Below are 12,966 nucleotides of genomic sequence, written 5' to 3' on the forward strand. Positions count from 1 at the left end.
GATGCGATCAAGCCGGGCGCGCCAGATCGTCCAGCATCGCCTTGAGGAAACGCGCGGCTTCGCCGCCCGTGCAGGCGCGGTGGTCGAAGGTCAGCGACAGCGGAATCACCTTGTGCGATTCGAAGCCGCCCATCACCGGGGTCATCTGGTGACGGCCCTTGCCTGCGGCGACGATGGCCACGGTCGGCGGCACGATCACCGGGGTCGCGTAGCGGCCGGCGAACATGCCGAAGTTGGACAGCGAGATCGTGTAGCCGCTGAGTTCCGAGGCCGGAATGCTGCGGTCCTCGACCTGCGCGCGCAGGCGGTTGACCGCTTCGCGCACGCCGCGGGCGTCGAGCACGTCGGCGTTGCGCAGCGCCGGCACGAACAGGCCGTCGTCGGTGTCCACCGCGATGCCGATGTCGACGTGCGGATGCAGGGTGCGGGTGAGCTTGTCGCCGTCGAACCAGGCGTTGAGGGCGGGCACGGTCTTGCAGGCGGTCACGATGGCGCGCACCAGGCGGCCGGTGATGTCGTTGCCCGGCGCCCAGGCGTGGATGTCGGCGTCGTCGCTGAGCGTGGTCGGCACGACCTTGGCGTGGGCGTCGGCCATCACCCGCGCCATGTTGCGGCGCACGCCCTTGAGCTGTTCCGGCTGACCGCTGACGCTGACGCCCGGCGGCTGGGTGCGCATCGGCCGGCCGCTGGCCGACAGCGCGCTGCGTGCGGGCGCTGCGACCGGTGCGGGTGCGGCGGCCGCGGCGCGATCTGCGGCGCGCGCTGCCGGTGCGGCACCTGCGGCCGCGCTGCCGTCGGCGGCGGCGCGCTTGACGTCGTCGCTGGTGACCACGCCCTCGGCGCCGGTCGCGCGCACACGCGCCAGGTCGACGCCGAGCTTGCGCGCCAGTGCGCGTACCGCCGGCATGGCCTTGACCCCGCCGACCGCGACCGCCTGCTCGCTGCGCACCGCGTCGGAGGACTGCATCGCCCCGACTACGGTACCGCTGTCGGCGCGTTCGCCCTCGGCGGCCTTGGCCGGAGCGGCCTCGGCCTGCGGCGCGGGCGCGGCCGGCGCGGCGTGACCGCCGCCGTGGTGATGGCCGGTGTCCTGGCCGTCGGCGCGCTGCGGCTGGCTCGGATCGAGTTCGAATTCGGCCAGCATGGTACCGGTGACGACGATATCGCCGGCGGCGCCGGCCAGCTTGAGCACCTTGCCCGAGACCGGCGAAGGCACCTCGACCACGGCCTTGGCGGTTTCCATCGACACCAGGGTGTCGTCGAGGCGGATCGTATCGCCGACCTTCACCGCCCATTCGACGATGGTCGCGTCGGGCAGGCCTTCGCCGAGGTCGGGGAGCAGGAAGGTTTTCGTGTCGGTCATGGTTCGATCGTCTCGTTGGTTATGCGGTCGCCGCCGGCCCGGGCCGGCGGTAGATAAGGTTCAGACCCACACGTCGTTCTGCGCGGTCAGCTCGCCGCCGGCCTGGCCGGTGTTGACCACGCCGCGCGGCTCGATGATCAGGGCATGGCACTCGCGCTCGGCGCGGGTGATGTGCTCGACGCCGCGCGGGACCACGTACATCTCGCCTTCGCCCAAATCCACGTCGCGATCGCGGAAGCCGATCTGCATGCGCCCATGCACAACCATGAACACCTCGTCGGTGTGCTCGTGCGTGTGCCAGACGAATTCGCCCTGCAGCTTGACCAGCTTGAACTGGTAGTCGTTCATCTCGGCGATCACCCGCGGCGACCAGTGCTCGCTGAAGCGGGCGAGCTTGTCGGCCAGGTTGATCGCGTCGTGGGTGGCTGCGGGTTCGGATTCGGTCATGGCGAGGGCTCGTCGATGTACTCCAGGGCGCGCGCCGGGATCCAGCCCTGCTCGCCGCGCGCATTCTCGGCCCACCACCATTGCGCGAGCTCGTAGTGCAGGGTCAGCACTTCGTCGGCGGCGGCGGCCAGTTCGCGGGTGTCGTAGTCGCTGAGGGCGGTGGCGGGGCCGTGCTCGCTGTCGAACAAGGCCGCCGGTACCCAGCCGCCGTGGCCTTCGGCCAGCACGGTCCAGACGAACTGCGGCCAGTCGCGGTCGCGGTCGCCCAGGGTCACGCGCTGGCCGCGCTCGATCCGGATCGGCGACCGATCCGGCACGCGGTGGCCGACGACGACGCGGGCGCGGCGCATCGCCCGCGGCTCAGCCCGCCGCCAGCGCGCGCTTGGCCGCGGCGACGATGCGTTCCACGCTGGGCAGGTACTTCATTTCCAGGCGGAACAGCGGGATGTGGGTGTCGTAGCCGGTGACGCGTTCGACCGGCGCGAGCAGGTCGTACATCGACTCCTCGGCCAGGCGCGCGGCGATCTCGGCGCCGAAGCCGGCGGTCTTGGGCGCCTCGTGCACGATCACGCAGCGACCGGTCTTGCTCACCGATTCGGCGATGGTGGCGAAGTCCAGCGGACGCAGCGTGGCGACGTCGACGACTTCGGCGCTGATGCCCTCGGCGGCGAGCTTGTCGGCGGCTTCCAGCGCTTCCTTGACCTGCGCGCCCCAGCTGACCAGGGTCACGTCGCTGCCGTCGCGCAGCACGTAGCACACGTCCAGCGGCAGCGCTTCGCCGTCGTCGGCGACCACTTCCTTGTACTGGCGGTAGATGCGCTTGGGCTCCATGAAGATCACCGGATCCGGGTCGCGGATCGCGGCCAGCAACAGGCCGTAGGCGCGCGCCGGCGAGGACGGCATGACCACGCGCAGGCCGGGCACGTTGGTGAAGATGGATTCGTTGGCTTCGCTGTGGTGTTCCGGCGCGCGGATGCCGCCGCCCCACGGCACGCGCAGCACCATCGGGCAATGCAGACGGCCGCGGGTGCGGTAACGGAAGCGCGCGGCATGGCAGATGATGTGGTCGACCATCGGGTAGACGAAGCCGTCGAACTGCGACTCGGCGACCGGCTTCATGCCTTGCGCGGCCAGGCCGACGGTGAGGCCGGCGATGGTGGTTTCGTCCAGCGGCGTGTCGAGCACGCGCTCGGAACCGAACTGCTGCTGCAAGCCGGCGGTGGCGCGGAACACGCCGCCGTTGACGCCCACGTCCTCGCCCAGCACCAGCACGGTGTCGTCGGCGCGCATTTCGTAGGCCAGGGCCTGGGTGATGGCTTCGATCAGGGTGATCGCGACCGGTGCGGCCACGGCGTCGGCGGTCTCGACCTTCACTTTGGTATCGACGTTCATCGGCGACCCTCCAGGGCCAGCGCGGCCGCACGTTGCGCGAGCAGATCCGGCGGCGGATCGGCGTACAGGTAGTCGAACATCGCCTCGACCGGCTGCACCGGGGTTTCCAGATAGGCGTTGATCTCGACGTCGACCTTCCTGCCGCATTCCTCGGCCCAGGCCTTCTCTTCGTCCTCGCTCCACAGGCCTTGCGCGGTCAGGTAGGCGCGCAGGCGCGGCACCGGGTCGCGGGTCCAGGCCTCTTTGACTTCGGCTTCGCCGCGGTAACGGCGGGCGTCGTCGGCGGTGGTGTGGTCGTGCAGGCGGTAGGTCATGAACTCGATCACGCTGCCGCCTTCGCCGTTGCGCGCGCGCTCGGCGGCGCGGCGCATGCCTTCCATCACCGCGATCAGGTCGTTGCCGTCGACCTGCAGGCAGTGCAGGCCGCCGGCGATGCCCTTCTGGGCCAGGGTCTTGGCGCCGGTCTGGGCCGAACGCGGCACCGAGATCGCCCAGCCGTTGTTGATCACGCACAGGATTAGCGGCAGCTGGTAGGCACCGGCCGAATTCAGCGCGGCGTAGAAGTCGGTCTTGGACGAACCGCCGTCGCCGCAGCAGGCCACGGCCAGGTTGTTTTCCTTGCGCAGCTTGAACGCGAGCGCGGCGCCGGCGGCGTGCAGGCACTGAGTCGAGATCGGCACGCACCAGGAGAAGTCTTTCCTGGGGCCGGAGAAGTCGTTGCCGCGCTCGTCGCCGCCCCAGTACAGCAGCACCTCGCGCGGCAGCACGCCGCGCATGAACTGCGCGCCGTACTCGCGATAGCTCGGCGCGAACACGTCGTCGGGCAGCATCGAGGCGCCGATGCCGACGTGGGTGGCCTCGTGGCCCAGGCAGGCGGCGTAGGTGCCGAGCTTGCCGGTGCGTTGCAGGGCGATCGCCTTGGTGTCGAACACGCGCACGAACAGCATCTGCTTGAACAGCGGCAGCAGCTTGCTGGCGTCGCGGAACGCGGGCGGCAGCTCGGCGACGGGCTTGCCGTCGATGCCGAGGTATTGCAGGTATTCGATTTCGAACGTCGCGGCGACGGTCATCGCGGGCAGTCCTGACTTAAGGATGGGGGAGGCCCGAACCGTCCCGCCCGGATCCAGTGCCGGCGCGCAGACCGTTCAGACTGGCTGGGTCCGAGGCGGCGGTGTGCGGCTCGCTGCGGACCTGGCGCTGCCGCAGCGGCCCTAGCGGCGGCCGTTGCGTGGTGTGCCAGATGATACCCAAAGGCGTGTTAAGCGCCGTTGCGCGCTGCGGCATGCAAAAAAGTGCGGAAAGGGCTAGGCGGGCGGCGGACGCAGGCGTATGGAGCCGCGGTGCTTCGGGGTAGGAGCGGCGTGAGCCGCGACCCGGAACCGCGCATGCTGGCGATGGTGTCGTCGTAGTCGTATTGCCGCAGTCGCGGCTCACGCCGCTCCTACCCCAAAGCGAAGAGGCGATCCGCGCAAACGAAAAGGGCGCGGCTTGCGCCGCGCCCTTTCGGTCCAACCGGTATTGCGGGTCAACGGCGGATCTGCACGCTGATCGTGTCGCTGTTGTTGCCGGGGACCGGGTCCGGGGTGTCGGCGCCGATGTTGGCACCGAACTCCAGGGCGCTGCCCACGGCCGGGCGTTCCGGCACGACCACCGCCAGCGCGAACCACTGGGTGCCGCGGCTCATGCTGCCGTTGCGGCTGCACTCGGCGCGGAAACCGGTCGGCACCGAGGTGCGGGCGCAGGTCCAGCCGGCCGGAGCGGCGACCGCCGCGGCCGAGACCGAGACGTTGCCGGTCAGAATCAGCTTGGGCTGGGCCGCGGCGTCCGGACCGGCGTTGCTCACCGGGACCAGGAAGGTCGCGATCGCGCCCTTGCGCACCGGCAGCGCGCCGCCGGCGATCTTCACCGACAGGTCGGCCAGGGTGGTGACGACGACCTCGGCCGAAGCCTGGTTGTCGCCGTTGGCCGGATCCCGGGTCTGCGACTGCGCCGCCACCGCCACGCGCAGCGGGGTGCCGCTGGGCAGGGCCGGGACGACCACGTTCAGCGAGAACGAGGCCGAAGCCTGCGAAGCCAGGCTGGCGGTGGTGCAGGTGACGGTGGTGGTGGTCGCATCCTGCACCGGCGCGGCGCAGGTCCAGCCGGCCGGTGCGGTCGCGACCGGCGCCACCAGGGCGTCGAACACGAAGGCCACGGCGGCGGCGTCGGCGGCGTTCGGACCGGCGTTGAACACGCTGGCGGTGTAGGTCGCGGTCTGGCCGGCGCGGACGCTGGCCGGGCTGGCGGCGGCGGTCACCGCCAGATCGGCGCTGCGGAAGCCGGGCACGCTCAGGACCAGGCGCACCGGGTCGTGGTCGGACACGCGCAGCGGCTGGCCGGCGTCGCCGAAGCGGAACACGCCGAAGTCGGCGTTGATGCGGGCGTGGTCGACCGACAGGCCGACGTTGTCCATCACCAGCGCTTCGTTGACCAGCACGTGGTCCAGGGTCTGCGCGTTGCCTTCGAACACGTACGAGTAGCGCTGGGCCGGATCGGCGATCAGCTGCGAGCCGTCGACGAAGATCGATGTCAGCGGGCTGTCGACGTAGGTCAGGACCTGGTCTTCGGCGGCTTCCTCGCCCTTGATGATGCCCAGGACGTCGGTGTAGCCGTCGTTGAACTCGAACGCGTTGAAGTCGCCGACCAGCACGATCTTCTCGTTCGGGTTGGTCTGCTGCAGCTGCTCGATCAGGCCGGCCAGGTAGGCCGCCTGCGCACCGCGCTTGGCGCGCACGCGCGCGCCCTCGCTGGACCAGCCGTTGCCGCCGGAGGCGACATCGTCGATGCCGTTGAGCGAGCGCAGATGGTTGGCGATCACCGTGATCGGGTAGGACGCGCCGTTGTCCTGGTGCACGATCGCGCGCAGCAGCAGCGGCGGGCGGTCGTTGAGCAGGGCGGTGCTGCCGTTGGGGTTGGCGAAGGTCGCGTCCTTGCCGTACTGCACCACTTCGACGACCTCGACGCGCGGCTGGCCGGCGCCGTTGTCGCGCGCGGCGACCAGGAAGCCGACGTTGATGCCGCCCGGATCGTTGCCCGACACCAGGTAGGGCACGTAGCCCGGAGCGCTGGGGCAGTTGGCGTTGATGCGGTCGGCGAGGCGGCCGAGGATGCTGACGTTCTCGACTTCGACCACGCCGAGGATGTCCGGCGTCTTCAGGTACTGGCAGATCGCGGCCGAGGTCTTGCCCAGGCGCTTCTCCACCGCTTCGGGCTTCAGGGTCGGCGCGCCGTTGCTCTCGGCGATTTCGTCGAAGAAGCGCAGCAGGTTGAAGCCGCCGATGGTGATGTCTTCGTAACCGGCGTCGGCCACCGCTTCGGGCTGCTTGCCGCCGGCGGAAGTCGGCGGGGTCGCGGTGTCGGGCAGCAGCGCCCAGGTGCCGGCGAAGTAGTCGAGCACGCCCACCAGGCCGGAGATGGCGGCCTGGCCGTCGACCGACAGCGGCAGGGCGCCGATCTGGCCGCGGCTGCGCACCATCAGGCGCTCGGGGTTGGTATCGAAGCGCGGCGGGTTCTTGCCGGGCGGGATCGGGATCGTGTCCATGATGCCGATGCCGGGCTCGCGGAACGGCACCGCCACTTCCGGCAGACGCACGTAGAACACGCCGTCGCTGAAGGAGTTGGCGTCGTCCTCGTCGATGCTGCCGTCGCTGCCGGAGACTGCGACCGACTGGGCCACGCTCACCCGCATCGCTTCCAGGCGTTCGAGCGTGCCGGGGGTGGCGTTGGCGCCGAGCTCGGCCGAGGTCAGTTCGACCGCGGCGGGCACGGCGACACCGGTTTCCAGCAACTCCACCGTCGGCGAGACCAGTTCGGTGATGCTGAGCTGGTTCGGGTTGGACGGCGGGGTGAACTCGTCGACCTTGGCGGTCACGCGCACGCGGTTGCCCACGGCGGCGCTGGCCGGCGGCGCGGCGCCGGTGAACACGAACACCGCTTCGGAGGTGGCCGGGTTGCCGTCGTCGTTGGCGCTTTGCAGGAAGAAGCCGTTGTTGAACTTGCGCGCGGTGACGATGCCCTCGGTGACCACGAGCTTGTCGTCATGCGGCGACAGCAGGCCGTCGCCCTGGATCTGGGCGATGGTCAGCGCGACCGGCGGCTCCGGCGGTTCCGGCGGCGCGGTACCGGTGTTGCGCGGCGTCGGCGCACCGGTGCTGAAGTCGGCGCTGTTGTTGCCGGTGTCGGTGGCGCCGTCGTTCTTGCGCAGCGCCGCGGTGCTATTGGTCAGCGTCGCGGTCGGCGCGGTTTCCGAGCAGGTGGCGGCGGTGCCGTAACCGACGAAGTCGATCACGGTGGCGCCGCCGACCGGGCAGGCGCCGCTCAGCGAGATGTTGTTGTTGACCAGCGCGACCTTGCCGGCGGTGCCGGCCATCGCCAGCGTGCCGGTCGCGTCGGGCGTGGGCAGATCGACGGTGCCGCCGGCGCCGTCGGCCTGCTTGATCAGGTAGTAGCCGCCGGCGGGAATCGTGCCGGTCAGCGCGGTGCGTGCCCAGCTGGTGCCGGCGGAGGATGCGTATTGCACGCTCCATCCGCTCAGATCGACCGGCGTGGCGCCGTTGTTGCGCAATTCGATGAAGTCGCTTTTCAGCGTGGCGCCGGAATTGCCGCCTCCGCCGTAGACCTGACTGATCACGACCTGCGCCTGGGCGCCGCCGGAAATCAGGAATGCCAAAGCCACGGCCGCGCAGCGGCCTAAGAACTTGTCCATGTTTTTCCCCGTTGGATACCGCCCGCCCAAAGATTCCCCAGGAGTGCTCCCCTGACGCGGGCAGGCAAGATTGTGCCTCAATCGTCACAAATCGGCATTTCAAGCGCATGACGGCATACCATACGGTGATGGGGGTTGACCGTCCGGATGGCGTGCCCTGCGGTACGCTTTGCGCCCCCAAGCGAGAACCGCGATGACCGTCGAAAAGAACCAGCGCGAACTGGAGACCGGGATCCACACCGATCTGCAGGGACGGATCACCTATGCGGGCTACCTGCAGCTGGACCGGCTGCTGTCGGCGCAGCACGGCCGTGCCGACCCGCCGCATCACGACGAATTGCTGTTCATCATCCAGCACCAGGTCTCGGAGCTGTGGATGAAGCTGATCATCCACGAGCTCAGCGCAGCGCTGGAACACCTGCGCAACGATCAGGTCTGGCAGTGCCAGAAGGTGCTCGCGCGCTGCAAGCAGGTGCTGCGTCAGCTGACCGAGCAGTGGTCGGTGCTGGAGACGCTGACGCCGTCGGAATACATGGGCTTCCGCGACACCCTGGGGCCGTCGTCGGGCTTCCAGTCGCTGCAGTACCGCACCATCGAGTTCATGCTGGGCAACAAGAACGAGGGCATGCTGCGGGTGTTCGCGCACGACCCCAATGCCCAGGCCGAACTCGAGCGCGCGCTGTCCGCGCCCAGCCTGTACGACGAATTCCTGATGTACCTCGCTCGCTTCGGCCATGCGATTCCGGCCTCGCACCTGCAACGCGACTGGCGCCAGCCGCATGTCGCCGATCCGGCGCTGCAGCCGGTGTTCGAGCGCATCTACGAAAACACCGACGTGTACTGGCGCGAGTACGCGCTGTGCGAGGACCTGGTCGACGTCGAGACCCAGTTCCAGCTGTGGCGCTTCCGCCACATGCGCACGGTGCTGCGCATCATCGGCTTCAAGCGCGGCACCGGCGGTTCCAGCGGCGTGGGCTTCCTCAAGCAGGCCCTGGAACTGACCTTCTTCCCGGAGCTGTTCGAAGTGCGTACCAGCATCGGCCCCAGCGGCGCATCGACCCCGCCGTGAGCGCGCGGGTGCACGAGTGCGTCGGCGCGTTCCTGGTCCGCGGCGGCCGCGTGTTGCTGGGCCGGCGCACCGCCGATCGCGAACTGCTGGCCGGGGCCTGGGACGTGTTCGGCGGCCACGTCGAGGCCGGCGAGAGCGAACTGGACGCGCTCACCCGCGAGCTGGACGAGGAAGTGGGCATCCGCCCGACCCGCCTGCGGCGCCTGGAGACCATCGAAGGCGCGCAACCGGCGCCGTGGCGGCTGCACCTGTACGTGGTCACCGCCTGGCAGGGCGAGCCGCACAACCGCCAGACCGACGAACACGACGAGGTGCGCTGGTGCGAACGCGACGAGGCCGTGCGCTGCCTCGGCGCGGCCCATCCCGCGTTCGAGCGCCTGCTGGGCGAGGCTCTGGCCGCGGCGCCGGCCTGATTCGCCGGGGAGTTTCGGTGGGCAGCTTCGACGAGCCATTCGGCGCAACGGCGGGTTCGCAGGCATTCCCCGAACCGGGCTTCAGGCAGGCCGGTTAGCGGGCGTTGCCCTAGTCGCCGGTCGACTCCAAGCGCCCTTGCCGCCACCGACCGGCAAGCCCAGCGGAGGGATTGGGCAAAACCGGGGCCTATTCACGCATTTGCGCGTGGCACCAGGAGTGTGTTGCTGCGCTGCAGCAATACTCGCGCGCCTTCACAAAGGTTTGACGGGACCGGCGACAGCCGGTAAATCTCCCCGATCCCGTGCCGCCGGCAAGGGCAATCTCATTCAGTTTCGACACACGGGGGACACCGCATGAGCGGAGCCGCAACGACGCCGGGCGAAGTGCCCATTCCGGAATTCAAGCAGGTCCTCGGGCATCCCAAGCCCCTGTGGATGCTGTTCATGTCGGAATTCTGGGAGCGCTTCGCGTTCTACGGCATCCGCTGGGCGATGGTGCTGTACATCGTCGCGCAGTTCCACGGCGGCGACGCCGGCTTCGAAAAGCCCGCCAACGAGCTCTACGGCGCCTACCTGGCGCTGGTCTACGCCTCGGCGATCTTCGGCGGCTACATCGCCGACAAGCTGATCGGCTACCAGCGCTCGATCCTGCTCGGCGCGACGATCATGGCGACCGGCCTGTTCCTGCTGGCCTCGCCGACCGAAGCGATGTTCAAGCTCGGCCTGGCCACGATCATCGTCGGCAACGGCCTGTTCAAGCCGATCATCTCGACCATGGTCGGCAAGCTCTATCTGCAGGGCGACGAGCGCCGCGATTCGGGCTTCACCATCTTCTACATGGGCATCAACCTGGGCGCGTTCCTGGCCCCGTTGCTGACCCAGTACCTGGCTCAGAAGGTGTTCGGCGTCAACGGCATGCCGGCCTACAAGGTGGTGTTCATCGCATCGGGCGTCGGCATGCTGTTCAGCCTGGTGTGGTTCTGGTTCGGCCGCGCCCAGCTCAAGGGCATCGGCCGGCCGCCGGCCGACAAGACCAGCGTTACCCGCAGCCTGCTGGTTCTGGCCGGCGCCGTGCTGATCGCGATTCCGGTGTTCTACTTCCTGCTCACCATCAACGCGATGGTGCTGCAATACGTTCTGATAGCGCTGCTGATCGTGCCGGCCATCATGCTGGTGGTGGAAGGCATCCGCGAGGGCAAGGTCCCGCGCGACAAGGTGATCGCGATGCTGATCATCCTGACCTTCAACGTGTTCTTCTGGTGCTTCTTCGAGCAGGCCGGCAGCTCGTTCAACTTCCTGGCCGAGAAGATCGTCGATCGCAGCATCGGCTTCGAGAGCCTGTTCATGGCGCTGGCCGGCGACAAGCAATTCCCGGTGTCGTGGTTCCAGAGCGTGAACTCGGTGGCCATCATCACCCTGGCGCCGGTGATCGCCTGGATCTGGGTGCGGATGGGCCGCGCCAATCCGTCGATCCCGCGCAAGTTCGGCCTGGGCCTGATCTTCAACGGTCTGGCCTTCCTGCTGCTGATGTTCGCGCTGGTCAACCTGATCGCGCCGGACACCGGCAAGATCCCGTTCTGGACCCTGTTCGCGGTGTACTGGATCCAGTCGATCGGCGAGCTGTGCCTGTCGCCGATCGGCCTGTCGATGGTGACCAAGCTGGCGCCGGCGCGCCTGACCGGTTTCGCCATGGGCGCCTGGTTCCTGTCGATCTCCATCGGCAACAACCTCGCCGGCATCTTCGCCGGCCAGGCCAGCGGCGAGACCGGCATGACCACGGCCTCGGCGCTGACCGCCTACACCACCGGCTTCTACATCCTGGCCGGCGCGGGCGTGCTGCTGTTCCTGATCGCGCCGCTGATCAACCGGTTGATGCACGGCGTCAAGTAAGCGCAGCCGCCGAGAGCAAGCCCATGCGCGCCACGGCCGGTAGTCCCCGGCCGTGGCGTCGCTGCATCTGGAGTCGAGACACCGAATGAATACCGTCAACCGGAACCCACCGGAATTCCTCGCGCCGCCGCCCGGCGAACTGATCGGCCATCCGCGCGCGTTGTGGATGCTGTTCGGCGCCGAGATGTGGGAGCGCTTCGCCTACTACGGCATGCGCGCGCTGCTGGCCGTGTACGTCGCCACCACGTTCTTCAGCCTGCTGCCGGAAGGCGAGGCGCGCGCCCAGGCCAGCCTGACCTACGGCGCCTACACCGCGCTGATCTACGCCACCGGCCTGTTCGGCGGCTTCGTCGCCGACCGTTATCTCGGCTACCGGCCGTCGATCGTGCTCGGCGGCACGATCATGGCGGTGGGCCTGTTCCTGCTGATGATTCCGCAGCTGACCTGGTTCCTGCTGGGCCTGGCGGTGATCGTGGTCGGCAACGGCCTGTTCAAGCCGAACATCTCGGCCATGGTCGGGCGCCTGTACGCGCCCGACGACGCGCGCCGCGATTCGGGCTTCACCATCTTCTACATGGGCATCAACGTCGGCGGCATGCTCGCGCCGATCGTGTGCGGCGCGATCATCGGCAAGTACTACGGCTACCGCTGGGGTTTCTTCACCGCCGGCGTGGGCATGATCTTCGGCCTGATGATGTTCCATTGGCTGCGCGGCCAGCTCGGCCACATCGGCGAATCGCCGGCGCCGCAGCACAATCGCGCACGGGTGTTCAAGGTGCTGCTGGGCTGCATCGCCTCGGTGCCGGTGATCTACCTGATGCTCAGCCGGACCCAGATCGTCGGCTACATCCTGCTGGCGATGATGGTCGGCCTGAGCATCTACTTCGTCGGCGGCAGCCTGCGCAGCGGCGACAAGGTGCAGATGCACCGCTACATCGCCATGCTGCTGCTGTTCCTGGCCAAGATCCTGTTCTGGGGCATGTTCGAGCAGGCCGGCACCTCGCTCAACTTCTTCGCCAAGGACCACGTCGACGCGCCGTTCGACTTCACCTTGTTCCAGTCGGCGAACTCGGTGTTCATCATCGCGCTGGCGCCGCTGTTCGCCTGGGCCTGGCCGCGTCTGGACCAGCGCAACTGGAACCCGTCGGTGCCGCGCAAGTTCGCGCTGGCGCTGCTGCTGGTGGCGGTGGGCTTCACCGTGCTGATCGCCGGCATCTCCTACATGGCCGACGGCAACGGGCGCATTCCCTGGGAAATGCTGGTGCTGGCTTACCTGTTCAACACCATGGGCGAGCTATGCCTGTCGCCGATCGGCCTGTCGATGGTGTCCAAGCTGGCCGCGCCCAAGGACACCGGCATGGCCATGGGCGCCTGGTTCCTGTGCTCGGCGATCGGCAACTACGTCGCCGGCCTGGTCGCGGCGGTGGCCTCGGGCGGCGATCTGGGCGGTCTGGCGCAGTACTCGGCCACCTACACTCACATCGCCTACGCCGGCTTCGGCATGGGCGTGGCCTTCCTGCTGTTCGCACCCTTCATCAACAAGCTGATGCACGGCGTGAAGTAAGCGGCTGATCGGCTGCAGTACGAACGGCGGCTACGGCCGCCGTTCGCGTTTTGGGCGGAACTGCGCGCGGCGCGTTCGGGCGCA

10 protein-coding genes are annotated in these 12,966 nt (G+C 68.7%); 4 read left to right on the forward strand and 6 right to left on the reverse strand.

Annotation, left to right across the window (positions count from 1 at the left end; translation table 11 throughout):
• Positions 1-7: 7 nt before the first annotated feature.
• From ASD78_RS04145 to ASD78_RS04170, 6 genes are all read right to left on the reverse strand, one after another.
• Entirely contained in the window at positions 8-1,363 is a 1,356-nt protein-coding gene (locus ASD78_RS04145; RefSeq protein ID WP_056098589.1) for a dihydrolipoamide acetyltransferase family protein, read from the reverse strand.
• A gap of 60 nt (positions 1,364-1,423) precedes the next feature.
• Positions 1,424-1,810 carry a cupin domain-containing protein gene (locus ASD78_RS04150; RefSeq protein ID WP_056098591.1) on the reverse strand — a complete coding sequence of 129 codons (387 nt, stop codon included), beginning with the start codon at positions 1,808-1,810 and terminating at the stop codon, positions 1,424-1,426.
• Positions 1,807-2,160 carry an SH3 domain-containing protein gene (locus ASD78_RS04155; protein ID WP_056098593.1) on the reverse strand — a complete coding sequence of 118 codons (354 nt, stop codon included), beginning with the start codon at positions 2,158-2,160 and terminating at the stop codon, positions 1,807-1,809. The genes ASD78_RS04150 and ASD78_RS04155 overlap by 4 nt, the downstream gene beginning before the upstream one ends.
• A 10-nt stretch (positions 2,161-2,170) precedes the next feature.
• Positions 2,171-3,202, reverse strand: coding sequence for an alpha-ketoacid dehydrogenase subunit beta (locus ASD78_RS04160; RefSeq protein WP_055909021.1), 1,032 nt, complete (start codon positions 3,200-3,202; stop codon positions 2,171-2,173).
• A complete protein-coding gene (gene pdhA / locus ASD78_RS04165) occupies positions 3,199-4,272 on the reverse strand; it encodes a pyruvate dehydrogenase (acetyl-transferring) E1 component subunit alpha (protein WP_056098595.1) in 1,074 nt (357 codons plus the stop codon). The genes ASD78_RS04160 and pdhA overlap by 4 nt, the downstream gene beginning before the upstream one ends.
• Before the next feature lie 455 nt (positions 4,273-4,727).
• Entirely contained in the window at positions 4,728-7,946 is a 3,219-nt protein-coding gene (locus ASD78_RS04170) for a lamin tail domain-containing protein (protein WP_056098598.1), read from the reverse strand.
• Positions 7,947-8,139: 193 nt separating this feature from the next.
• Between ASD78_RS04170 and ASD78_RS04175 the strand changes: the two genes are divergently transcribed.
• The 4 genes from ASD78_RS04175 to ASD78_RS04190 all read left to right on the forward strand — a co-directional run bounded on the left by ASD78_RS04175 (position 8,140) and on the right by ASD78_RS04190 (position 12,882).
• Positions 8,140-9,015, forward strand: a complete 876-nt coding sequence (locus ASD78_RS04175) for a tryptophan 2,3-dioxygenase family protein (RefSeq protein WP_055909012.1) — start codon at positions 8,140-8,142, stop codon at positions 9,013-9,015.
• Positions 9,012-9,428 carry an NUDIX domain-containing protein gene (locus ASD78_RS04180; protein ID WP_056098600.1) on the forward strand — a complete coding sequence of 139 codons (417 nt, stop codon included), beginning with the start codon at positions 9,012-9,014 and terminating at the stop codon, positions 9,426-9,428. Before ASD78_RS04175 ends, ASD78_RS04180 begins: the two co-directional genes overlap by 4 nt.
• A gap of 354 nt (positions 9,429-9,782) precedes the next feature.
• Complete coding sequence (locus ASD78_RS04185) at positions 9,783-11,318, forward strand: oligopeptide:H+ symporter (RefSeq protein ID WP_055909005.1); 1,536 nt, start codon at positions 9,783-9,785, stop codon at positions 11,316-11,318.
• A gap of 85 nt (positions 11,319-11,403) precedes the next feature.
• Positions 11,404-12,882, forward strand: a complete 1,479-nt coding sequence (locus ASD78_RS04190) for a peptide MFS transporter (RefSeq protein WP_056098602.1) — start codon at positions 11,404-11,406, stop codon at positions 12,880-12,882.
• Positions 12,883-12,966 lie beyond the last annotated feature (84 nt).

It is taken from the genome of Lysobacter sp. Root667 (assembly GCF_001427715.1).
Classification (GTDB): domain Bacteria; phylum Pseudomonadota; class Gammaproteobacteria; order Xanthomonadales; family Xanthomonadaceae; genus Lysobacter.